The organism is Bdellovibrionales bacterium, from assembly GCA_016714165.1.
Lineage (GTDB): Bacteria > Bdellovibrionota > Bdellovibrionia > Bdellovibrionales > UBA1609 > JADJVA01.
The window spans coordinates 349,869-371,028 of record JADJNU010000001.1; the positions used below are offsets into that span (position 1 = coordinate 349,869).

At 45.6% G+C, this 21,160-nt stretch carries 15 protein-coding genes; 10 read left to right on the plus strand and 5 right to left on the minus strand.

All coding sequences use genetic code 11. The annotated features are described in order from the left end of the window. The first annotated feature begins 9 nt into the window (after positions 1-9). The 4 genes from IPJ71_01565 to IPJ71_01580 all read left to right on the plus strand — a co-directional run bounded on the left by IPJ71_01565 (position 10) and on the right by IPJ71_01580 (position 7,372). The gene (locus tag IPJ71_01565) at positions 10-3,267 is read left to right on the plus strand and encodes a hypothetical protein (protein ID MBK7842374.1); all 3,258 of its coding nucleotides are present in this window, start codon (positions 10-12) and stop codon (positions 3,265-3,267) included. A gap of 344 nt (positions 3,268-3,611) precedes the next feature. After that, complete coding sequence (locus tag IPJ71_01570; protein ID MBK7842375.1) at positions 3,612-4,169, plus strand: hypothetical protein; 558 nt, start codon at positions 3,612-3,614, stop codon at positions 4,167-4,169. Positions 4,170-4,326: 157 nt separating this feature from the next. Further along, entirely contained in the window at positions 4,327-5,277 is a 951-nt protein-coding gene (locus tag IPJ71_01575) for a hypothetical protein (GenBank protein ID MBK7842376.1), read from the plus strand. A gap of 196 nt (positions 5,278-5,473) precedes the next feature. Further along, positions 5,474-7,372, plus strand: coding sequence for a hypothetical protein (locus tag IPJ71_01580; GenBank protein MBK7842377.1), 1,899 nt, complete (start codon positions 5,474-5,476; stop codon positions 7,370-7,372). On the opposite strand, the gene IPJ71_01585 is transcribed toward IPJ71_01580, so the two are convergent. After that, a complete protein-coding gene (locus IPJ71_01585) occupies positions 7,369-9,258 on the minus strand; it encodes a potassium transporter Kup (GenBank protein ID MBK7842378.1) in 1,890 nt (629 codons plus the stop codon). The genes IPJ71_01580 and IPJ71_01585 overlap by 4 nt on opposite strands. 297 nt (positions 9,259-9,555) lie before the next feature. On the opposite strand from IPJ71_01585, the gene IPJ71_01590 reads away from it, so the two are divergent. The 6 genes from IPJ71_01590 to IPJ71_01615 all read left to right on the plus strand — a co-directional run bounded on the left by IPJ71_01590 (position 9,556) and on the right by IPJ71_01615 (position 14,741). Continuing rightward, positions 9,556-9,780 (plus strand): hypothetical protein, encoded by a 225-nt coding sequence (locus IPJ71_01590; GenBank protein MBK7842379.1) that lies wholly within the window; start codon positions 9,556-9,558, stop codon positions 9,778-9,780. A gap of 290 nt (positions 9,781-10,070) precedes the next feature. Further along, the gene (locus tag IPJ71_01595; GenBank protein MBK7842380.1) at positions 10,071-11,276 is read left to right on the plus strand and encodes an ABC transporter substrate-binding protein; all 1,206 of its coding nucleotides are present in this window, start codon (positions 10,071-10,073) and stop codon (positions 11,274-11,276) included. A gap of 63 nt (positions 11,277-11,339) precedes the next feature. Further along, a complete protein-coding gene (locus tag IPJ71_01600; GenBank protein MBK7842381.1) occupies positions 11,340-12,242 on the plus strand; it encodes a branched-chain amino acid ABC transporter permease in 903 nt (300 codons plus the stop codon). Then, a complete protein-coding gene (locus IPJ71_01605) occupies positions 12,239-13,228 on the plus strand; it encodes a branched-chain amino acid ABC transporter permease (GenBank protein MBK7842382.1) in 990 nt (329 codons plus the stop codon). Before IPJ71_01600 ends, IPJ71_01605 begins: the two co-directional genes overlap by 4 nt. Before the next feature lie 11 nt (positions 13,229-13,239). Beyond that, positions 13,240-14,019, plus strand: a complete 780-nt coding sequence (locus IPJ71_01610; GenBank protein MBK7842383.1) for an ABC transporter ATP-binding protein — start codon at positions 13,240-13,242, stop codon at positions 14,017-14,019. A 2-nt stretch (positions 14,020-14,021) separates the two neighbouring features. Continuing rightward, the gene (locus tag IPJ71_01615; GenBank protein MBK7842384.1) at positions 14,022-14,741 is read left to right on the plus strand and encodes an ABC transporter ATP-binding protein; all 720 of its coding nucleotides are present in this window, start codon (positions 14,022-14,024) and stop codon (positions 14,739-14,741) included. Between the two features lie 61 nt (positions 14,742-14,802). On the opposite strand, the gene IPJ71_01620 is transcribed toward IPJ71_01615, so the two are convergent. The 4 genes from IPJ71_01620 to IPJ71_01635 form a co-directional block, all read right to left on the minus strand. After that, positions 14,803-16,959 carry a hypothetical protein gene (locus IPJ71_01620; protein MBK7842385.1) on the minus strand — a complete coding sequence of 719 codons (2,157 nt, stop codon included), beginning with the start codon at positions 16,957-16,959 and terminating at the stop codon, positions 14,803-14,805. Positions 16,960-17,029: 70 nt separating this feature from the next. Then, positions 17,030-17,656, minus strand: a complete 627-nt coding sequence (locus IPJ71_01625; protein MBK7842386.1) for a general secretion pathway protein GspD — start codon at positions 17,654-17,656, stop codon at positions 17,030-17,032. 91 nt (positions 17,657-17,747) lie between these two features. Beyond that, complete coding sequence (locus tag IPJ71_01630) at positions 17,748-19,274, minus strand: hypothetical protein (protein ID MBK7842387.1); 1,527 nt, start codon at positions 19,272-19,274, stop codon at positions 17,748-17,750. Between the two features lie 14 nt (positions 19,275-19,288). Continuing rightward, positions 19,289-21,073, minus strand: coding sequence for a hypothetical protein (locus IPJ71_01635; GenBank protein ID MBK7842388.1), 1,785 nt, complete (start codon positions 21,071-21,073; stop codon positions 19,289-19,291). Between the last annotated feature and the right edge of the window lie 87 nt (positions 21,074-21,160).

Sequence of the window (21,160 nt, forward strand, 5' to 3'; positions counted from 1 at the left end):
AGGCTGGGTGTGTTGACTCAGCAGCAGCGCCGACCTTTTGTAAGGGACGATCTTCCTGTTCATGGGTATCAGGATGAAATATCAGGGATGACTCAAAAAGATTTGGATCGAATTTTGGCGGGAGTCGCTCTTCCCAAGGAAGCAATAGCTCAATCAAAATATCCGAGCAAGAGGACTTTTAGTTATACCGTTCATAAGCTTAAAAATCTTGCGCTTAAAAGTCGAGAGAGCGCAGTTATTGACAACGATCTCTACGCTTTCACTGTTGCTGCAATATTTTATAATCTTGGATTTCATGAATCAAAAGAGGCCGTTTTTGAAAGCACATCGAGAGGTGCGGATCAATACCCTTTTCTTGTTGTGGGCGGACAGAGTCAGATCTTAGATTTGTTGGAAAATCTGCGTTTCACGAGATGGGATGTTGAAGTCATCAGAAAACAAATCGGTTCGAGAATCGATGTGGACGAGGGTTTTTGGAATTGGCTAAAAAACTGGAGATTTCGAGGTGAGGTTCGTTTGATTCCCGATGGCTCTGTGGTATTTCCCCACACTCCACTCTTGCAGGTCACGGCGGATCCCGCTTCGGCGATTATTGTGGAGTCTTTGCTCAATCCATGGCTTAGCTTCATGACGAATCTGACAACGACTGCTGCGAGGAATTTGCTCGCAGTGGGAGGAAAAATTAAATCTGTGGCAGATGCGGGGACGCGTCGGTTAGTTACGGGGAATCTGTCTGCTCTCACTGCGATGATGGGGGGAGCAAGTGGCACTTCGAATCTGTTGATGGCTGAGCTGACAGGTATGCCGGCTTACGGGACGATGAGCCACGCCTTTGTCGCAGCCTTTCCAACAGAGCTGGAGGCCTTTGAAGCTTTTGTAGAATATAGTCGAAACCCGAGCCTTCTTTTGCCAGACACCTACCATCTTCAAACGGGACTGCGCACGGCCGTTCGGGCAGCTGGAGAAAAGGTGGCGACCGTCAGACAGGATTCGAACATCATCGGCGACGATGGGAGCGAAAAGAGCACAGCGGAAACCGTGCGGGAAATTCGCAGAATATGGGAGTCACTTGGCAAAGGAAAATGGGGTGGAGTTGTGACGAATGATCTGACAGAAGAGACACTTCGTTTGCTAGCTGGAATGGATGGGGGTATTGACGTGGCCTCGGTTGGCGGAGCCTTTGCTGCCTCGACTAGAGGGGTTCCGCATGGAAACATGGTTTATAAGCTTGTAGAAATGCGAGATACGAAGTCGGGAGAAGTAAGGTATCCGATCAAGATCTCAAACCGCGTAAAATCGACGGAGCCTGGAAAGAAAGATGTGTACCGCGTTTATGACTTGAGTACGGGTCGTGCCGCCTTTGATATCAAGGAGCAAAATGGTTTCAATGTTGCCGTTGCAGATGGACAAAGAGCAATCCCTCTTTTAGTAACTGGATTTTCAAATGGTCGTCGTCGATTAAAACCCGAGCTCGTCACTATTGCGCCTGCGAGAACGTCCCGAGGCTTAGCCGAGTTAGATCCGATTCTCTTAGATCTAGATCAAACTCGAACGTCTCTGGCTGATCGCAACTATCCTGTCGTTTTGAGCGATAACTTGGCTTCTGTAAAAGAGAAGGCAATTGAGGCGGTGACTCCTCCAAAAGTATTTCGAATTTTGGTATTTCCTGGATCCTTTTCTCCAGTTACAGATGGCGGCCACATGGCCTCAGTAAAGATTGTAAACGAGCTGTTTAAGAACCAAGTGTCGCCTCATGGTTTCGATAAGATTATATTTGTTCTTGCTGGTGACAAACCCGTTCATGGCCGATCTTATGATTTGAGTGGTCCTGCTCGTTTGGAGCAGCTCAGTCGGCGCTTGAGAATTTCGGGTCTGGAAGATCGTTCTGGAACTGAATATGAAGTTCATTTGGGTGAAATCGATTCCGGAGGCGGTTATACGATTGATTCACTCAAGGCGATTCAATCAAACAATCCTGGAGCTGAAATAACTATCGCCATGGGAGAGGATGTCTTTTGGAGTATCGGCAGGAAGGCCAGCCCTTGGAAAGATGCGGACAGGATATTGAGCGATTACGGGATTGTGGTGCTCGATCGACAAGGGGTGAAGCAGGTGAAAGATGGTTCTCTCAGTGATCAGGAGGATACGCTCGCTCTTTTAAATAAATTGGGTTTTGTGCGAAGGCCAAATGCCTTTGTTCTTCCTTTTGATCCTGGACTGCATAATGTTACGGGTGGTGCACTTGGTGTCAAGCGCATTGAGTTTTTGAATCCTCACTTCAAGAAAGCCATTTCAGCGACCGAGGTTCGAAAGTTTTACGATGAACAAGGATTTTCTGGTGTCGTGCATGTGACGGATCCTCAGTGGACATTTGCAAACAGGTTGGAGTTTCCCAATGGGGATCAGAGAGAAAATGGGTCTCTTTCGGTGTTGGGTACCGGAGAAAGCATTCGGCTGGTTGCGGCTATATTTGGTGATGTTTTATACGGAAAAATGATGAAGCTTTCTGTCTCGGGTGACTCGCATTTGGAAGCAGAAGTTAGAGATCCAAGTCAAAACGGCGAATTTCATGCGCCAATGAACTTTCCTCGACACGCAATGAAGGGAGAGAGGGGTCCTTCGGGTGATCGATTCATTGTGGAGATTGAAAATGCCCTGGAGGGACGTCGGGTCATTAGGGTTCCAGCGCACGAAGAGGTGGTCGGAAGTGATGGTCAAACCAAACTGAGGCTTGTTCCTTTTGATTTAGGATCTGTAGAAGGGGATTTAAAGGATGTAGGCACTGTCTTTCGCTTCGATAAAAACGGCCCCTCGTCTTACAGCGTCTTTGTTAATCCGCATTATGAATCTTATCTTGAAAGAATTGATCCATTCAAAGTTTTGCCGCACTTTCATTTTGGTTGGTGCACAGACTTTTGTGATTACCATGTGATGAAGGGCGAGCTTCAGAGGGGATATTTTGTGATTTTCATTGCAGACGCAGCCGCTGGAGTGGGAGCAAAAACCACGGGCCAAGCAATGCGTGAGCTTCTTGATTTGGGGCTTGTTGTTATGAGTAGCGACGAGTTTCTCGCTTTAAATAGAAAGTGGTACGAATCAAAAACAAAGTGGACTGGTGTTTTAAATGATCTGGAATTTTGGCGCACAGGAAGCTCAAGTCAAGATCGCGTTGTTGCAGAACTCAAAGCTCCCCGTTACAAGGATCCGGAGTATCCGGGTGACCTAGGGGAGGCTTGCGCTCGCTTCTTGAGTCGTCCTTGGAGATGAGAAATAGCATCGCATCAACGAAGTTTCGTTGAATCGCAAATCGATCATTGCTTTTCACCGTTCATATTTGTTCAAATCCTTCTGTCGAGGCCCCATTGGCCCGCTGTCTCCCGCGCGACAACGGGGAAACAGGTAAATTTGCCAATCATGCAGGTGTTCAATGTGTGGAGATTTTTCTTTTGCTTCGGGTTTCTGAATTATGTTTGACGCTAGATTTGATCGGATTTAGTTTTTGCGAGGGAAGTAAAGAGATAAATAAAAGGGTAGAACAAACAAAAAAAATCAATGATCGTGAGCAAACTTAAATTTGTGGCGATCTGCTGGTAAAAATAAGGGGGATCATTGTGAAAAAGCTAGTTGTTTCCTTAAGCGTGCTTTTACTTGGAGCCTATGCACAGGCGGAAGTTCATGGGCCGCTTTGGACTTGTCAGATCGATGCAGCTCAACTCGAAGGCCATGGTTTTTCATTTATCGTCACGGGTACCACGCTTGAGGGAAAGGGAACAGTCACTTGTTCGTCGCTCAGTGGGACTGTGACCACTCCAGTTGAGGTAGAACTTACAGCCGGCGGAATTGGTGCGGTTATTGGGGTTGTAAAAGCGCAGAATGTGGACCTCATTGGTGCTGCAGTTGGACTGAGGGATCCAGATGGAATCTTTGGAACATATCCGGGCGTTCGTGGAACTGCAGCATTGATCGGTGGAGAGGCTTCTCTGTCGCTTAACTTCGGTGCGAATGAACACGGTGTTGGTCTAGGTGTCAACCTGATCGGATCGGCCATCACCAAAGGCTTTCGCGTTGGTGCGGCTATTGAGGGTTGGGAACTGACTTTGAAGCCAGTTGTTAACGAGCCATGGCAGCCAGCTCCAACTCCTCCTCCCGCACCTAATCCAGGTCACTAAGAGTCTCTTTGCAAAAGAAAGAAGACGAGTGAATCTGAGTTTGTGAGTGAGCAGAGTTAAGGAGAGAGGTCGGAATCGCCCCGACCTCTTTTTTTTTGAAAAGGACCAAAGATGACCAATGTGAGAGAGGTACAGGCTCTGTAGAGTGAAACAATAAATGAATTATCTTTTAGTAATCTTCTTGATTCTCTTTTGTTCTCAGAGCAGAGCTCAATCCAAATCCTTAGCTGATGCCTTTGATTGGATCATTTGGTCAACTCGCAATGAAATTGCAAAAATTGGCCAAGAAAAGCGCCTCGCTCGTTGCCAAAACTTTTACAATGAAATGTTCAATGACGGTTATGCGACCATATCGGTGGCCTTGGGCTACATGGATATTTCCTCTGGCGAGAGCTACTATTATGGGAGTGAAGATTTGGGGTCCGATATTGTTTTGGATTCCATAGCTAAAGCCAGTTTTGTTCGGGTCTTAACCCAACCTTGTATTTCCGGCATCTCAGCCTGTGGGTTTAAGCAAGTTTCTGAAGATATTTTCACGCGATCAATCCTGCGGTCTACGGGCCAATCTCTGGTCGTAAACTTGACGATTACAAACGCGTCGGTGAGTTCATCAAATCGCGATAACACGACCAATCTTATCGAATGGCAAAATCAGAGAACCTCAAACAGTGAGACTAATTTTTTTGGTGGTATTTCTTCGGGTGTCGACGTCGCCATATACATGGGACATGCCCGAAAAGGTGGAGGACCCGATTTCTCGCCTCCCATTTTATTAAAAAGCGGAAAACCCGATTTTGCTTATTACAAAAAGAAGGAAAAGGGCATTCGTAAGCTGGTAGATTCGCTCGTTCAAAGTCGGAGGCCTCCCGGCCTGATTGGCCTTCTTTCATGCAAAAGCACCGGTCTCTTTGTTCCGCGTGTTGAGGAGGCAAGTCCTGCGAGTTTGATTGTTTCTGCTGACGACCTTTTTGATTTCAATGATATCATACCAACGGGTTTTGCTCTTTTGGATGCACTTCTTTCTGAAAGGTGCGGAAATTCGTTTTCTCAAGCGATCCGAATTCGCTCTCAGTCAGCGGCCTATCTGATGATTAATTATTTTCCATAAGGTTTTTTGTAGCGAGAAGACTTGGTCGTGGCTTGTGACTCTCGCGTTTTCGAATATCTTTCATATTCTCGCACGGTATTTGCAAAGAATTCTGTCGCGGAGAAACTGAATGCACGAAAAGCGAAGCTTTTTCGGTTTTTATTTTTTGAGTTATAAGAAATTATTTTTGTTCCTATAAGGGTGAGGATAAAATCATATGCCTAATAGTTTCATGAATTGCAAATATGGGTTCTGGTTAGCCTTTGTTTTGCCGGTCGTGCTTCTCTATTCCGGTGACTTGTCTGCCGACCCCCACAAGAGCTGTTATCGCAAATTGATAAGCGGAGGGGGACGCGATGGATTTACTTTCGAATCAGATCCTAAAAAGCCCTCCGTTCCGATCGTGGTTACTTTGGGGCCCGGAACGGCTTATCTGGAGGAGCTGGAAATCCAACCACTTGAACCCTCTGTTTTGAGAATGAATTTCAGTCATGTAGGAACGGATCCGAAAAGATTGGGAGATGCCAATAATATCTTAAGGACTGTTTGGCCTTTTGGCTCAGCTATTTTGGCGGATAATCCGGGGCCTAAAATTCGGATAACCAACAGCCAACAGATTGCCTTACATACTGGGATTTCCCTCGCCATTAACCGTGATGGAACGAGCCCGGCTGAGGAGAGCAGGCAGGACCTGAGAAATTTACTCATGTCTGTTCAAGAATTCGATTGGATCACAGAGAATTTAAGGGTTGATTCCCCCATCGTCATTGGTGATGACGTGGAGGGAATTGTTACGGCTTTCAAACCAAATAGATCCTTTACCGTGAAAATAACAAGCCTTCCTAAGATTGGCTATGTTCTGACCGGAAACAAAGGCATCCAAGCTCCTGGAGTTGAGGTCAATGCTCCCGCCCTCACGCCTTTAGACTTCAAGAATACGGATTGGCTCATTTGGACCGGGCAGATTCACGGAATTACAATTAGCTTTATTCGTGATGGATCAGATGTGGTTCAGTTGCGATCCTACATGACAGAAATTCTTAGCACAGTATTTAATAAGATTCGTCAAGCTGAATCTTTTTCTGAAATTGAAAAAGATTCATCAGCAGATGGAAAACGTACTCTAGATTTTATTAATAACGTGGCATATCGAGCGAAGCTTGACGAGATGGACCCCAGTGAGCGGTTTAAGATCATCAAAGAAGGGGCTCTCCGACATCATGGAACATTGCCGATGATTTGGGCAAAGGTTGAGACTGTCACGGCCTTGGAAAATCTTGAAGAGATCGTCACAGAGCTGTCTCGCGTGGGTGGTGGATTGATTGTTGCTCGTGGGGATCTTCAGATACAGACGCGCCGCGATCTTGCCGCTGCCGAAGTGCTCCTTGTGGCAGCGGCCAAAAGGGCGGGCCTCCCTGTCGTGGTCGCTACGGGGGGCTTTGCAACGCCATCCGTTCAAAGTGCTCTGACCCCTTCCGATACGGTTGATGTCGGCTTAACAGCTTTGTTGCAAGCAGGCCTGATGGTGTCTGAGCCAACAGCCATGGCTGCGGATGATCAGCGCCTCCGTGATGTGATTAGGCATATGAAATACGTGGCAAGTCAGGCCTATGATCTTGGCGGGAAGCTTCAGGTTGGCCCTTCTCTGGATTCCTTAGCAGATTTCAGAATTGATCCAAGCGCTTTGCCCGATAGAGAGACAATGGACCAAGCCAGAAGAATTGTTGAGAAGAAAAACTTGGGGCGAAACGATTCCTTGGGAAAAGTTCCAGTTGTTTTTGAGGGAGTTCCATCTCTGAGATTGATACAGGCCATTCGGATTCTCGACTGGGGTTTGCCCTTGCTGGTCGTTGACGAAAACAGCGATAATCTGACGAGCGAGACAGATCGGGGTCATTCGGGACGAGAGTTTCTTCAAAGAGTGCTTAAATTCTACCCCTTCGTATCTCTTGTGTCTGCCGGGTCACCTTTATCCTCAGAGAATGATTTCGCTGCGGTCCTTGTGAAACAAACTTGGGCAGGGGCCGGAGATGAGTTTATATTGGTTCGGGAGAAGTACGGAGAAGGCCAGCAACACAAGCAGCAGGTCGAGCCAGTGCTCATTCAAATCAATTAGATTTTTACTTGTATTCCGACTTCAATCACTTGATCGTTTGGAATGTTGAAGTAGGCTGTGGCCCGCTCTGCGTTTTTAGACATAAATGCAAAGAGGTTTTCTCGCCAAATCGCCATTCCAGGTTGGTCGGAAGCGAGGAGAGTTTCTCGTCCAACAAAAAACGTAATTTCAATCAAGTTGAGGACAACCCCTTTTTCTTTGCAGATCCAAAGAATGTCGTGAATGTCTGGGGTTTCCATAAATCCATATTTCGCAATAACCCGATAAAAATCCTTTCGAATTACTTTAATATCAATCCGTTCTGACCTATCAACGTGAGCTTCTTCGCAAGAAGTTATCGTTAGAAGGGCATTCTTTTCATGTAAACATCTGTTGTGCTTCACATTGCGAATCAGTGCAAGAGGGGTTCCTTCCGGATCACCGGTCATGAAAACAGCTGTTCCCTGAACTCGGGCAAGAGTCTGAGAGTCCGCTTTTTCCAAGAAATCTGCTAACGGAAGACTCTTTTCTCTCAATCGCTGCATGAGTATTTTTCGGCCTCTCGACCAAGTCGTCATCAGCGTAAAAATTGAGGCACCTAAAACAAGAGGAAACCAACCACCCTCAGCTATCTTTGGCAGGTTTGCGCTCAAAAAGACGATATCGATTGCGAGAAAGAGAGCAAGGACTGCAACAACAGAAACCCAGTTCCATTTCCAGCGTCGGCGAGCGACACGACAGGTGAGCACAGTTGTGATGACCATCGTGCTCGAAACGGCGATTCCGTAAGCTGAGGCGAGAGCGCTGGAAGATTTGAATGAAAAAACGCACCAGCATGTAAGAATAAACAAAATCCAATTGATCTGAGGAATATAGATTTGGCCGATTTCATGGCTAGAGGTATGAACTATTCGCACTCGTGGTGCGTATCCCAGTTGAACGGCTTGCCGTGTGAGAGAAAAAACTCCCGAGATAAGTGCCTGAGACGCAATGACGGTCGCCATGGTTGCAATTGCAACGAGTGGATAGAGAGCCCAGCTGGGGGCGAGCAGATAGAAGGGATTCTCTGATGCTTCGGGTCTCATGAGCAAGAGGGCTCCTTGTCCAAAGTAATTTAGAACAAGTCCAGGCAACGCAACATAAAACCAGGCCCTCTGAATCGGTTTTCGGCCAAGATGCCCCATGTCGGCGTAAAGAGCTTCACCTCCTGTAACAACGAGAAAAACTGCACCTAGAACTGAGACTCCGTTGAGCCCATTGTTGAGGAAATACTCAAACGCAAATTGTGGGCTTAATGCTGTGAGGACAGTCGGATGCTGAACGATGCTATAAACTCCTAAAGTGCCAATGACCCCGAACCAGAGAAATATGACGGGGCCAAATATTTTACCTATTTGTTCTGTGCCCTGATGTTGGGCCAAAAATAAACCAGCCAAAATAGCAATGGTAATTACAATCACGAGCGGTTCAAAGAGGGGCGTCGCAATTTTTAGTCCTTCAACGGCGCTCAACACTGAGATAGCTGGAGTGATGACTCCATCTCCAAAGAGGAGGGCGGAACCAAAAAGACCAAGGTATAGAATGGCCCGGTTCCAAACGGTCGGTGTGGCGGTTTTTGGCAGAGCTGCCAGTGCGGTGAGGGCAAGGACTCCGCCCTCACCCTTATTGTCTGCTCTCATCACAAAGAGCAGATATTTGATCGAGACCACCAATATCAGAGACCAGAGAACAAGAGATAGGATCCCCAATATGTTATCGGGGGTTGGCGACAGGGCATGCGGTCCATGAAAAGCTTCTCGTACAGCGTACAAAGGGCTGGTCCCGATGTCTCCAAAAACGACGCCGAGAGCGGCCAAAGTAAGGGCGTTCTGAGACAATTTTCCGTTCGCTTCCTTGTTGCCGCTCACAAATCACCTTCCTGGCTTGGTTCCTTGTTTTTGGTTCCATGCTTTTGAATTAATTGGACTAAATGGCAAAGTGCAGGTTTACGATGTTGTGTTGGCCATGTCGAGAATCAAAATAGACTCGCCGCAATATCCGAGATTGACTCTATGACTAGAGAGAACAATTATTTCTTTGTAGATGACGTTACATTTTTGTATATTTTTTCTGCGGTTTGGTGAGTTTGTGTAAATTTAGTTAAGTTTTTAACGGTCAGGGTGCATTTCATTGACTCTGGCCAAACAACAACAAGGAGATACCACATGAAAGCATTATCAATCGTTCTCGCTCTTTCTCTGAGCTCTTTTGCATTTGCCGAAAAGGCTGCAAAAACACCAGCAAAGGCTGCAAAAACAAAGCATGCAGCAACAAAAACTCTCACAAAGGAAGAAGCAACAAAGGCTTGTACTGAAGAAAAAGCTGTTGATCTTAATCAGTGTGTCACTGAGAAAATGGGATCAGCTCCTGCAGCAACTGAGACTCACTAAGTTATTCAATTTTCAGAGTGCTAGCGGGATTGGTGACATTTCCCGCTAGAAACTTTCAAAGTATCTTCTGAATCGGTTTGAGATATTCTGGGATTTTCTTTCCCCCATTTCTTGCTTCCTCCATCATCTATATTCCATCTTTTATTTCTGATTGACTGCTTTTAGAAAAAGCCTCGAACTCAACGGATTTGTGTAGCCAAAATTCTTACCACACAGTATGAAACCGAATCGGGTTGAGGGTTTCAAAATTTGAAAGAGGAAGGGCGGCCTATTCGATGAAAACAAGTGGGATGAGTAAGAGAGATATGACAGTTGGAACTTTACTGCCGATCAATATTGGGATTGGGGCGTTAGCGCAAATTTTTGGCATGATGGGTCTCTTTTGTCTGATTATGACATCTGGGTGTACCAAAAAGCAGACATTTGAAGCAGACAATTCCGATTATATTAAGGTCGGAGAAGTGGGCTCGATGACAGGAGCCGAAGCGACGTTCGGAATTTCAACTCATCGAGGAATTTTGTTGGCTTTTGATGAGATCAATAAATCCGGAGGAATTAAGGGCAAAAAGCTCAAGGTTGTCAGTCTTGATGATCAGGGCAAGCCCGAAGAGGCCGCAACAGCAATTACAAAGCTCATTACTCAAGACAAAGTGGTGGCAGTTATTGGCGAAGTTGCCAGTTCACGAAGCATTGCGATGGCCCCTATTGCCCAGCAAAATAAGATACCCATGATCTCGCCTTCCTCTACAAATCCCAAGGTGACTGAACTTGGGGAATACATCTTTCGAGTTTGTTTTATTGATCCCTTTCAGGGGCTTGTGATGGCGCGATTTGCCTATGAGAATTTAAAGATAAAGAAAGTTGCTGTTTTGAGAGACTCAAAAAACGACTACAGCGTGGGGCTTTCTGACGTCTTCACCGAGTCCTTCAAAAAGGTAGGGGGAGCGATTGTTGAAGACAAAAGCTACAGCGCAGGTGATATCGATTTCAAATCCCAGTTGACATCTATCGCGGCCAAAAATCCAGAAGCGATTTATGTTCCTGGCTATTATACGGATGTTGGTCTGATTGCTCGACAGGCACGAGAATTAGGTATCAAAGTGCCGCTTCTTGGAGGAGACGGATGGGATTCTCCTAAGCTGAAGGAGATAGGTGGAGATAATATTAACGGGTCCTACCTTTCAAATCACTATTCAACAGAGGATCAGTCTCCCCATGTTCAAAGATTTATTCAAAGCTATAAAGGTCTTCACAATGAAGCTCCAGATGGTCTCGCAGCACTAGGTTATGATGCAGCAAAAATTTTGGCAGAGGCCTTGCTCAGGACGACCGATGAATCATCACCGGCCCTTCGCCTTGCCATTGCCCAAACAAAGAATTTTCAAGGTGTGACCGGGCTAATAACGATCGACGAAAAACGCAACGCTACAAAATCGGCGGTCGTTTTAAAGGTTGATCAAGGGGAGTTCAAATATCAGACCACGATCAAGCCTTGATTTTCTGTGCCAGAATTAACCCGGACTCATAATTTAATAGGTTAAAAGTAAAGATCTTAGTTTATGACCGAATTTGTACAGCATCTCATTAATGGCTTCAGTTTGGGCAGCATCTATGCACTTGTGGCCTTGGGTTATACAATGGTGTTTGGAGTTCTTCAGCTGATTAACTTTGCTCATGGCGAGGTGTTCATGACTGGAGCCTTTGTTGGATATTACAGCGGTAGATTCTTGGGTTTCGATAGGAGTCCCTCCTTTGTGGGACTCCTTGTCACTCTTGGGGTGTCAATGATGGCTTGTTCGCTTTTGGGTTTACTGATCGAGAAATTTGCTTATCGACCTCTCCGGCGTCAGCCGAGAATTAACATTTTGATTACTGCAGTTGGCGTTTCTCTTCTTCTTCAGTTCTCGGGTCAGCTGTTTTTTGGGTCTGACCCAAAGTTCTTTCCTCAGGTGTATAAGCCAGAGGGAACCTGGGAAATCGGAGATTTAAGAATTAATCCTCTCCAGGTCAATGTGCTATTTGTTTCATTGTCTATGATGCTAGTCCTTCAATATATCATTTTTAAAACGCGAGTTGGAAGAGCCATGAGAGCGGTGAGTTTTGATCATGATCTGGCGCGATTGATGGGGATACCTACTGACCGTGTCATTAGCTGGACGTTTATGTTGGGTTCAGCATTGGCCGGAGCGGCAGGTGTTTTGGTGGGGCTGATTTACCCTAAAATTGAACCATTTATGGGGATTGTGCCAGGCCTCAAATCCTTCGTGGCCGCGATCTTGGGTGGAATCGGAAATGTCACCGGTGCTTTTGTAGGGGCTATTTTCTTAGGGCTGGCGGAGGAGTTTGTTGTTGGGTACGGAGCTTCCACTTATCGAGACGCTCTCGCCTTTATTTTTCTCATTGTTGTGTTGTTGATTAAGCCGACAGGTTTGTTTGGCAGGGCAGGATCGGAAAAAGTATGAAAGATCTGATGCTGATATTACTGAACTTGAGATATTGGCTTCTCGTGCTTGGGATAGTTTGGATATCAGATTTGGCTCTGATGCCTTATATAGACCCTTATTTTTCCAAAATAATTATCTTGTCGGGAATTAGTATTATTTTGGCCGTCAGCCTAAATTTGATCAATGGACACACCGGACAGTTTTCGATGGGGCACGCGGGATTCATGGCCGTTGGGGGTTACATTTCTGCTCTAACGACTCTCCTGGTTCAGAACCTAGTCATCGGCAATCTTGCCGTTCAGAATCTTATTTTTTTGCTGGCGCTTCTTCTCGGAGGAATTTCTGCGGCCTTGATTGGCTTTTTTGTGGGACTCCCCTCTTTGCGATTGCGCGGGGATTATCTCGCGATTGTCACCTTGGGTTTTGGCGAAATAATTCGCGTGGTCGTCCTCAATCTTGATATAGTAGGTGGATCAAGGGGCTTAGCCGGGATTCCAAAATATTCAAACTTTGGATGGGTTTTTACTTTTGCCGTGATCACTGTATTTTTTTGCTGGAGAATCGTAAACACCTCTTACGGGAGAGCCTTTCTGTCAGTTCGGGACGATGAGATTGCTGCTGAAGCGGTTGGGGTTCCCACAACGCGAGCAAAGGTGAAGTCATTTGTGATTGGCGCTTTTTTTGCGGGTTTGGCGGGAGGACTTTTCGCCCACGACCTCCAGTATTTGAGTCCTGCTATCTTTGATTTTAATCGGAGCTTTGAAATCATCATTATGGTTGTTTTAGGTGGAATGGGAAGTATTTCTGGCTCTGTCATTGCAGCAATATTCTTAACGGTTTTGAAGGAGGCCCTGAGACCTTTGCAAGAAATGACAGGTGTAGATTTGAGGATGATCATCTACTCACTTTTACTCATTATCATTATGCTGACGCGGCCTAATGGTTTGTTGGGAAAAAGGGAAGTTTCTGAAATTCTCATGAGTTGGAAGAAAAAGGCGTCATAAATGGATGATCAATGAGTACGGCTTTGTCTGTTGAAAATTTAAGTATTCACTTTGGCGGTTTAAGAGCTGTCAATTCTTTTAATTTGATTGTAAGGCCCAAAGAAATTGTGGGCTTGATAGGGCCAAATGGAGCGGGAAAGACAACTGTTTTTAATATGCTGACAGGTATTTATCGCCCTTCAGAAGGATCTATTCAGGTATTTGGAAAGAATGTAACGGGCAGTAAGACCTCAGATATTATTTCGAGCGGATTGGCTCGCACGTTTCAAAACATCAGACTATTCAAAGAATTAACGGTTCTCGAAAATCTTCTTGTCGCAATGGATTTTGATAGAAGCCGCAGGGCCGCAACTTTGTGGCATTCAGTCTTTCAAACTTCAAGGGAAATCCAAAATGAGTCAATCAAGCGAAAGGATGCGGCAGAGCTTTTGGCCATTTTTGATTTGGGCGATCGTAAAAATGCTCAAGCTAAGAATCTTCCTTATGGTGACCAAAGAAGACTTGAAATACTTCGAGCCATGGCAACTGGAGCTAAATTGATTTTGCTTGATGAACCGGCAGCGGGTCTGAATCCTCAAGAAACATCTGCCTTGATGAGGACAATCGGTACCATTCGTGAAAGATTTGACATGACCGTTTTACTGATCGAACACGACATGAAATTGGTGATGGGTCTCTGCGAAAGAATTGCGGTGCTGGATCACGGAGTTAAAATTGCTGAGGGCACTCCAGAAAAAATCCAGTCTGATCCGAAAGTTGTTGAGGCCTATTTGGGAAAGGCGGCTCATTGAGGATGGTGAAGGAATCTATTCTATCGGTTGAAAACTTAGTTGTACAATATGGAGCGATTGAGGTCATTCACGGGGTGAGTTTTGACGTTCCTCGTGGGGAAATTCTCACAATCATTGGTGCCAATGGTGCTGGTAAAACGACTGTTCTCAAAACGATATCAGGCTTGATCAAACCATCATCTGGACGCGTGACTTATTTAGGAAAGAGAATTGACGGTCTCGGTGCGGATGAAATTGTTCGTCGGAAGCTCTGCCAGGTTCCTGAAGGAAGAGGTATTTTTTTGAATCTCACCGTTGAGGAAAACCTGGATTTGGGAGCTTATACGGTGAGAAATAAAGTCGCCTACAAGGAGGATCTGGAACACGGCTTTCAACTGTTTCCGATACTAAAAGAGAGAAGGTCCCAGAGCGCGGGAACCTTGTCTGGTGGTGAACAACAAATGTTGGCTATCGCGCGAGCACTGATGTCTCGTCCGGACATTTTGCTCCTTGATGAACCAAGTCTTGGATTAGCTCCACAGGTGATTGAGAAAATATTCACAATCATCAAGAAGATTAATTCTGAAGGGAAAACCATTCTCCTTGTTGAACAAAATGCCCTGCAAGCACTGCAGGTAGCCCATCAGGGGATAGTTCTTGAAACGGGAAAGATTGCTGTGCGGGGGACTTCTCAAGAGCTTCTCGGATCTAGTGCCGTGCAAAGTGCGTATCTCGGATATTAATTATTAGTGTTATTAATTATTAATTGAGAATTTGAACCTAATTGTATTTGAAGCTCATCATCTATTTCTGAGGCAGGGGAAACCTGAGGATCTTCGCACAGACCTTCTCATCTTGATCATGATCATGTCCTTTGGAGTACCAGGGGATACCATAGTTTCCCTTTAACAATTCCGTTGCCGCTCCCTCCATTAAGGCCACGACCAGTGGGTTTGCGCTGACCCACTTCTCAATTCGTTTCTGAATCTGCTGATTCGAGATATCAACACGGTCCAGTGCCGATAGAACAGAACCTGTATATTCTGGATCGTTCACCAATCCTAAGACGGCTTTTTGTACTTTGTCTTCCTTCATCAGTGCGCCTTGGAGTGCATAAAATCGAAAGCGTCTGCTCCTCGCATCAAAATCAAGCAGTCGAGCGCGCGTGTGGGTCCTCAATCCTTGCTTTGATTTTTCAGCGAGGGCAAGTGAAATGGCATAATCCAAGGACCACTTAACCCCAGGTTGAGAGGAAGGTTCTGGAGAATCGAGAAGTTTAACCAAACGATGTTCAGCCTGAGCGGGCAATTGTCGCCATTTGTGCATGAGCTTAACGGCCTTCACCAGCAGGACATAATCCAGGGTGGTGACAGGCTTGTGATAGAGAGCTTCTGAAACGATCTCAAATAGAGAGGTTTGGCTCTTCTGAAGAAACAAAGGTCCGCCAGCTCGTGCGAGGGCCTCTTCAAATAAAAGAAGGCGAGCCAAAGAATGGTCGGCAGGATGATGGACCCCGCTCTTGTGTTGAAGCTCCTTTTGAGAATCTAAGTCTAAAGAATTTTTGGGCCAATCTTTCCTTGGCCAAAGTTTTAGAAGGGCCAACTTCGGGGCAAAAAGAAAGGCTTCAGCTCTGAAATCTGGAGAGTCATAGGACCTTAGTTTTTCTAAGTCTTTCGAATTGGTGATGAAGCTCGAAACACTCTCGATTGCATAAAAAATTTGTGATCGTTCCTTTTGATCAGGTTCGGACCCTAAAAGCTCTATCAAGCGGGAGAGGAGGGAGATATTTCTACTGAGCAGAGATTTAAGAATCCATCCCTTTTGATTGAAATGAAGTTCGCCCATCTCAAGGAAAAGGTACTCAGGTAGTGCAAGAACGGCATTTAGGTTTTCAATCAAAGGTTCTAATCCTATAAAGGCCAAAAGCAGTTCCTTCATTAAGCCTTTGAATTGGACTGACACGGCGATATCATTTTTCGCAAAAAACTGCTCCTGGAGCTTCAAGAGACGACTGTATTGTACTGCTTCCAAATTGGAATTGAGTCCAAAAACTCTGGAAAGCTCAAGGACAGAAGTCAAAATTTTGAGATCATCGAGTGAATTTGGAACTTGGAGTAGCTCCCTACGAATATCTTCGTGAAGGTATCTCATGAGGGGCCGACTCTGAAAGCCCCTCTTTTCATTCACAAATTTTCCAAATTCGTGAATGATGGCCTCTTGAATTGCCATGATCTGCAGATCGGCTCTTTCAAGTAATCTCTGTGGCAGATTTTTAAATCTCCAAAGAGATGTGAATTCACTGTATATCCAACGGGCGAGCTCAGCGCGCATATGCTCTTTACTTGGGTTCAATCTCCAAAGAAGCTCAGCGCTTTTGTTGGCCTCAAGGCGTCGATGCTTATGCTGTTTTTCATATAAAAAACGCTGATATACGGCATCGATCAATTCTGGGTCTTGAAACAGCTTAATAAATGTCGAAGGTTTCATATGTTGGCGTCGAGCTTCCCGAGCAACATTCGACATGAATTCAGAAGTTCCGTCTGCAACAACCGCGTCTGTGGCCCCGAGCCCTTCTCCGAGAGTTCTGGTGAAATGAGCCAAGCTTGCCTGATTGGAATCAACAGGTTCAAACAAAAAAGAAGAAATGGTCAATAACCCCGTCAGTTCGATGAGCTCCAATGAATCGCTGCCTGCAGATAAATCAGGCAGAGCGGAAAAGCGATCGATGAGATTCCAGATGAACACTGGTTTGCTTAGCCGACCCCTCCTTACCTGGTTCAAAGGGCGATTTGCCAATCGGATCTGATCGAGATCAACCAATCCTGCCTTTTCGTGGGAAAGTGGTACATCAGGAATTGCTTGAGTTTGAGGCTCAGCATGAGCCATTGGTCTGATGGCGCCAAAAATGAGGAAGGCAGTCAATACCCCAGAAAAAGCGAATTGTGAGAAAAGTAGTCTCATGCAAGCTTTCATATCAATAAATTCGGGCCTATTCACTAATCGAAGTATTTCTCTTTGGCGCGTCAGCTAGCTATTTGTCTGATTTTTCACTGGCTTTCTCTTTGCTTCGGCCTTTGCTTTCCCTTTTTGAAGAACTAACAAATTTGGCGGTTTCAGCATCTATGGGCTTATCAATTTCCTTCAAAATCTCAGCGACTCGGTTTAGGTTTGAAACCCAGTCAGTGAATACAAGTTGATTTGTACCGGCACTCACCGTCATTTCACCTTCCTTAGACGGAAAAATACGGAATTCACGATTGATACTGTCAGCAGCTAAATGCCTCACGTTGTAAATCCAAGTATAAAGTCTTTGTGGTTTCAAACCAGGTCGTTCAGTGCTGACCTCAATTAAATCTCGCTGAATATTTCGAGCTGTCGAAATCACCATCGTGTCACCCTGCTTGCTAATCGCATAGCCATTTATAGCTAAAGCAGAAGACAATTGATTAAAAGCCTCTTCAACAGAAACAGGCTCTTGTAAGAAGATCGAAATTTTGCCACGAACCGTAGCGTCAACAACAAACTTTTGCCCTGAGAATTTCGAATAAAACTCAATGATTTTAGTCAATTCCTCGTTGTTGAAATACATTTTTATTTTATCTTCAGCTTGAGAAATGCTGATTGTGAACACAGCCAAAATCAAAGTTACCAATCTCATAGGAAACTCCTGGGTTATTACTGGTGGGCTGAGATAACCACGGTTTATTGCCATGTTGCAATTCTTTTCAGTGCTCCGTTATCGCTAGACATTATTGAGGGGCGTCGGCTCCTGGGTTAATGGCCGCAAAACCGACCTCCTCAATTTGAAAATCAACACTCACATTGCGATGAAAGAGTCTCTCAAGAACAGGAGTTAAATCATTCAGCCAGGTCGTCTCATTGACCTCGGGGGCCTCGGGGCCAAATCCATAGATTTGAGTGTCGATATAAACATGAAAATGACTGTCTGCGTGTCGAGTCACAAAACCGCCCATGCGAGCCGGTTTTTGTCCAACCAAGAGATGCAAATAATTTTGAGATCCCAAATTATCGAGGTAATTTCCAGGCCCGATCAAAAACCGACCATCCAAATCGACGGCCCAATAGTAAAGACGACGGTCATCCCATTCGGAGAGAAGTCTTTCAGCTCCCGAAGTTGATCTGCTTGCTAGGAGAGGAATAACAAAAGGTGCGAGAGGTTCTGGTTCGATCCGATCTCCCAATGACAAAAAAATACTTTCATCTGCTTTTTGAATGAGTTTAGCTCTCGGAGCTCTCTCAGGATAATTTTTAAGATCGTCGAGATTCAACAGCTCAGATTCGCCTTGAGAGAGTTTCGCAAAATGAAGGGATGATTGCTTCCTCGACGATTCATCTACCTGGATGAACCCAGGTCTTAGAATTTTGTCCTTCGTAAGGATTCGAGGAATTTCTTTCATGAGATCAGGGGTGAGATAAGCGTCGATGGCGGTGTTCTCATCGGAGGAGCCCATCTCAGCAGTTTCAAAAACCATGTTGATAACATACACCGAGCCCAAAGGGTTGGGCCGACTGAGATTCAGTGACAAGAGTCGATTAAAGAAAACACGATCTTTCCATTGAAACGAAAAGAATCTTTCTTTTCCGCTCACTTCAAGCTGAATTTCATTTTTATTCTCTTCGTTTCTGAAGTTACCTTGAGTGTCAGAATCAAGAGTTCGGCCCAAGATAACCGGAGTCAACGGTCTGTTAGAAATCGGAGGGAAACTCTGCTGGACATGTTGGGAGTTCGCTATAACGAGATTTCTCATCTCTTGGTTATCGAAAATCCTTTTCTTCATTTCTTTGAGGTCAGGATGGTCGAGGGGAATCTTGTAAAGATGACTCAAGTAAAGAGCGAATTCAGGCCATTGGGAGGATGGGGTGAGCCAATTCTCTTTGGTCTTCGAAGTCCCTGCGATTTTTCTGGGCTCGAAAACCGTGGTGAGGGGACTTGTAATTTTGATGGTGTGAGGGGACCATTCCGTCTGACTTGGCAGGGGACCAACATCAATAGTCGCAATGGGAGTTGATCCTTCTTTCAATACGAGAATATTGGATCCCACGTATTCGGCAACGAGAAAAATCTCCCTCAGATTTTTACCCAGAAATTCATTTTGATTGAAACCAATCAAGCCAAGTTTTTTTGAGCAACTCAATGGCTTCGCCGCTTCTGTTGCCTGAGCAAGAGGGAAAGGAGACCAATGAGGAGCCGCAAAAACATTCAGAAGAACAATGCCAATGCCGGAGATCGCGCCGGCCATCAAGTGGCGATTCATTCCAATCCTCCTGCCTAGCGGCTCGAGGCTCGTCTTCTATTTGTGACCGTCCTAACAACATTCAAGCAAGAAAGCATTTGTTTGCCATTGGGTCTGACAACAACTGTATCGCTACCACCTGGAGAATTGGCAGCATCGAGAGCTCCGCCACCTAGGCTTGGAGCCACAGAGACCGCGACATTTCCAAGGTGGATGCCGTCTGTGCGACTGATCCCAAAGGCATCAAAAAGTTCCCATCGCACAAATAGCGGGGTTAAAAACTGTGGTGGATAAGGAAACAGAGGACCTAGCAAAATTGGGAGAACAATCGAGGCGTCGTAGAGCTGAGAACCATTCAGTGGTTTGAGTTCAACCACCGAAATGTTTCGATCATTGGACAGCGACAAACCCATCTGCACAATATCTGGTCCTGTCAATCGAAGAGTCTCCGGTTTGAGATTAAGATGACCGAGAAACCCGTTGGTTCTCGCATCTATAAGGGGGCCGACAGAGCTTGAAGAATAACCGCTCGAGCCAGGCAATCCCTCGATATTGAAGAAAGCCGTTTTCCATCCGTGTTCACGTTTTAAGACATCAAATTGATCGACCTGACCGCTCTCAAGGTTCACTCTAAAAAACAAAGGGGGCAATTGATATTCAGAGGCGGCCACGGGCGTCGCCATCACAAACAGATTGGCGATTCCGCTGCCTTCGGTGCCTTCAGATGTCGCGGACGTCGTGTCATCTGTTGCGCTTTTGTACAGAGAAAATTCATACTGTTTGGCTCGATTCTTCAGCTGAATATTGTCGGCCGAGGCTTGATCTCTTAGAGTGACAACCTGAGCACGAACATATTCACCCATGCCACTAAATTTTGGATAGGTCGATCCAAAGGATTGGTTGGGTTGATAGAAATCGAACCTGTACTCGGTTGATCGTTTGAAGCGCAGGCTCCCAAGTCTCAGTTCTCTTTCGTTGATAGAAAAGGGAAGGCGTCCTGTTGGAAAAGAAGGGACAGAAAAATATCCGCCTCCCGAAGTGATCCCATTGAACACACTGGCTCCACCCTGTCCAATTTGATCCAACTCAAACATAACATCGGGCTGGTCAGGTGGGACATAGAAAAAAGAGCCATGAGTTTCGTTCGAAATAGGCGTGACAGACACCTCAGTTCGAGCCTGCTTCCCATGGCCAATCTGCTGCTCACGACTTTCATATTTTGGTTCGACAATTGCGTACACAATTTGCTCTGGATATTGGATCTCAGTTCCCAAAAGAGCTTCCATGTGGGCTTTATCATTTGGATCATCTAAGATGTATCTCTGAAGTATCTGCACAGACAGTTGAGGTCTATCAAGCGAGCCAGGCTCTGCCTCTCCAAGTTCGGAAACATTGAGTTTGGTACCAGAATCATGAATGACTTGCCATGTCGTTGGAAGAACAAAGAGCCCCTCGTTACTGAGTTGTCTTAACCGGATCTTGCGTTGAGGAGTCGCAAGGGCTCTTCCCGTATGGGCGCTCTCGGCGTTTCGCCGATCAACAGCTTGCCTGAATCGCACAGCCTCTGCTTGAACTCGTTCCCTGCGGAGGTTCTCTTCTTCTTCTCGACGCTTTCTTTCGGCGGCAGCATCAGTTAAGGGGATTCCCATCTTTGCTGCAAGAGCATCGATTTCTATGTCCTTTAATTCTTTGTTTCCGTCATTTGCTTGAGACTTGGATCCAGTGAGGATCAGAATCGCCAAAACTAAAAAGGCAAGAGCGCCAAAATAGGAATTGCGTGATTTTAAATTAACGGAGAGCAAAAGGGCATGCTTAGTCATACGGTGACTCCATTTTTCGCCCCCCAGGTGACACAAGGAGGGCCAATTGAATTTCTTCTTGGTGAATTTACAGCTGGGCTTATTAGA

Excerpts from the sequence above, each read along its gene's own strand:
- IPJ71_01575 (MBK7842376.1), top strand. The coding sequence starts at position 4,327 with ATGAATTATCTTTTAGTAATCTTCTTGATTCTCTTTTGTTCTCAGAGC.
- IPJ71_01580 (MBK7842377.1), top strand. The coding sequence starts at position 5,474 with ATGCCTAATAGTTTCATGAATTGCAAATATGGGTTCTGGTTAGCCTTT.
- IPJ71_01590 (MBK7842379.1), top strand. The coding sequence starts at position 9,556 with ATGAAAGCATTATCAATCGTTCTCGCTCTTTCTCTGAGCTCTTTTGCA.
- IPJ71_01595 (MBK7842380.1), top strand. The coding sequence starts at position 10,071 with ATGAGTAAGAGAGATATGACAGTTGGAACTTTACTGCCGATCAATATT.
- IPJ71_01600 (MBK7842381.1), top strand. The coding sequence starts at position 11,340 with ATGACCGAATTTGTACAGCATCTCATTAATGGCTTCAGTTTGGGCAGC.
- IPJ71_01605 (MBK7842382.1), top strand. The coding sequence starts at position 12,239 with ATGAAAGATCTGATGCTGATATTACTGAACTTGAGATATTGGCTTCTC.
- IPJ71_01610 (MBK7842383.1), top strand. The coding sequence starts at position 13,240 with ATGAGTACGGCTTTGTCTGTTGAAAATTTAAGTATTCACTTTGGCGGT.
- IPJ71_01615 (MBK7842384.1), top strand. The coding sequence starts at position 14,022 with ATGGTGAAGGAATCTATTCTATCGGTTGAAAACTTAGTTGTACAATAT.
- IPJ71_01620 (MBK7842385.1), bottom strand. The coding sequence starts at position 16,959 with ATGAGACTACTTTTCTCACAATTCGCTTTTTCTGGGGTATTGACTGCC.
- IPJ71_01625 (MBK7842386.1), bottom strand. The coding sequence starts at position 17,656 with ATGAGATTGGTAACTTTGATTTTGGCTGTGTTCACAATCAGCATTTCT.
- IPJ71_01630 (MBK7842387.1), bottom strand. The coding sequence starts at position 19,274 with ATGAATCGCCACTTGATGGCCGGCGCGATCTCCGGCATTGGCATTGTT.
- IPJ71_01635 (MBK7842388.1), bottom strand. The coding sequence starts at position 21,073 with ATGACTAAGCATGCCCTTTTGCTCTCCGTTAATTTAAAATCACGCAAT.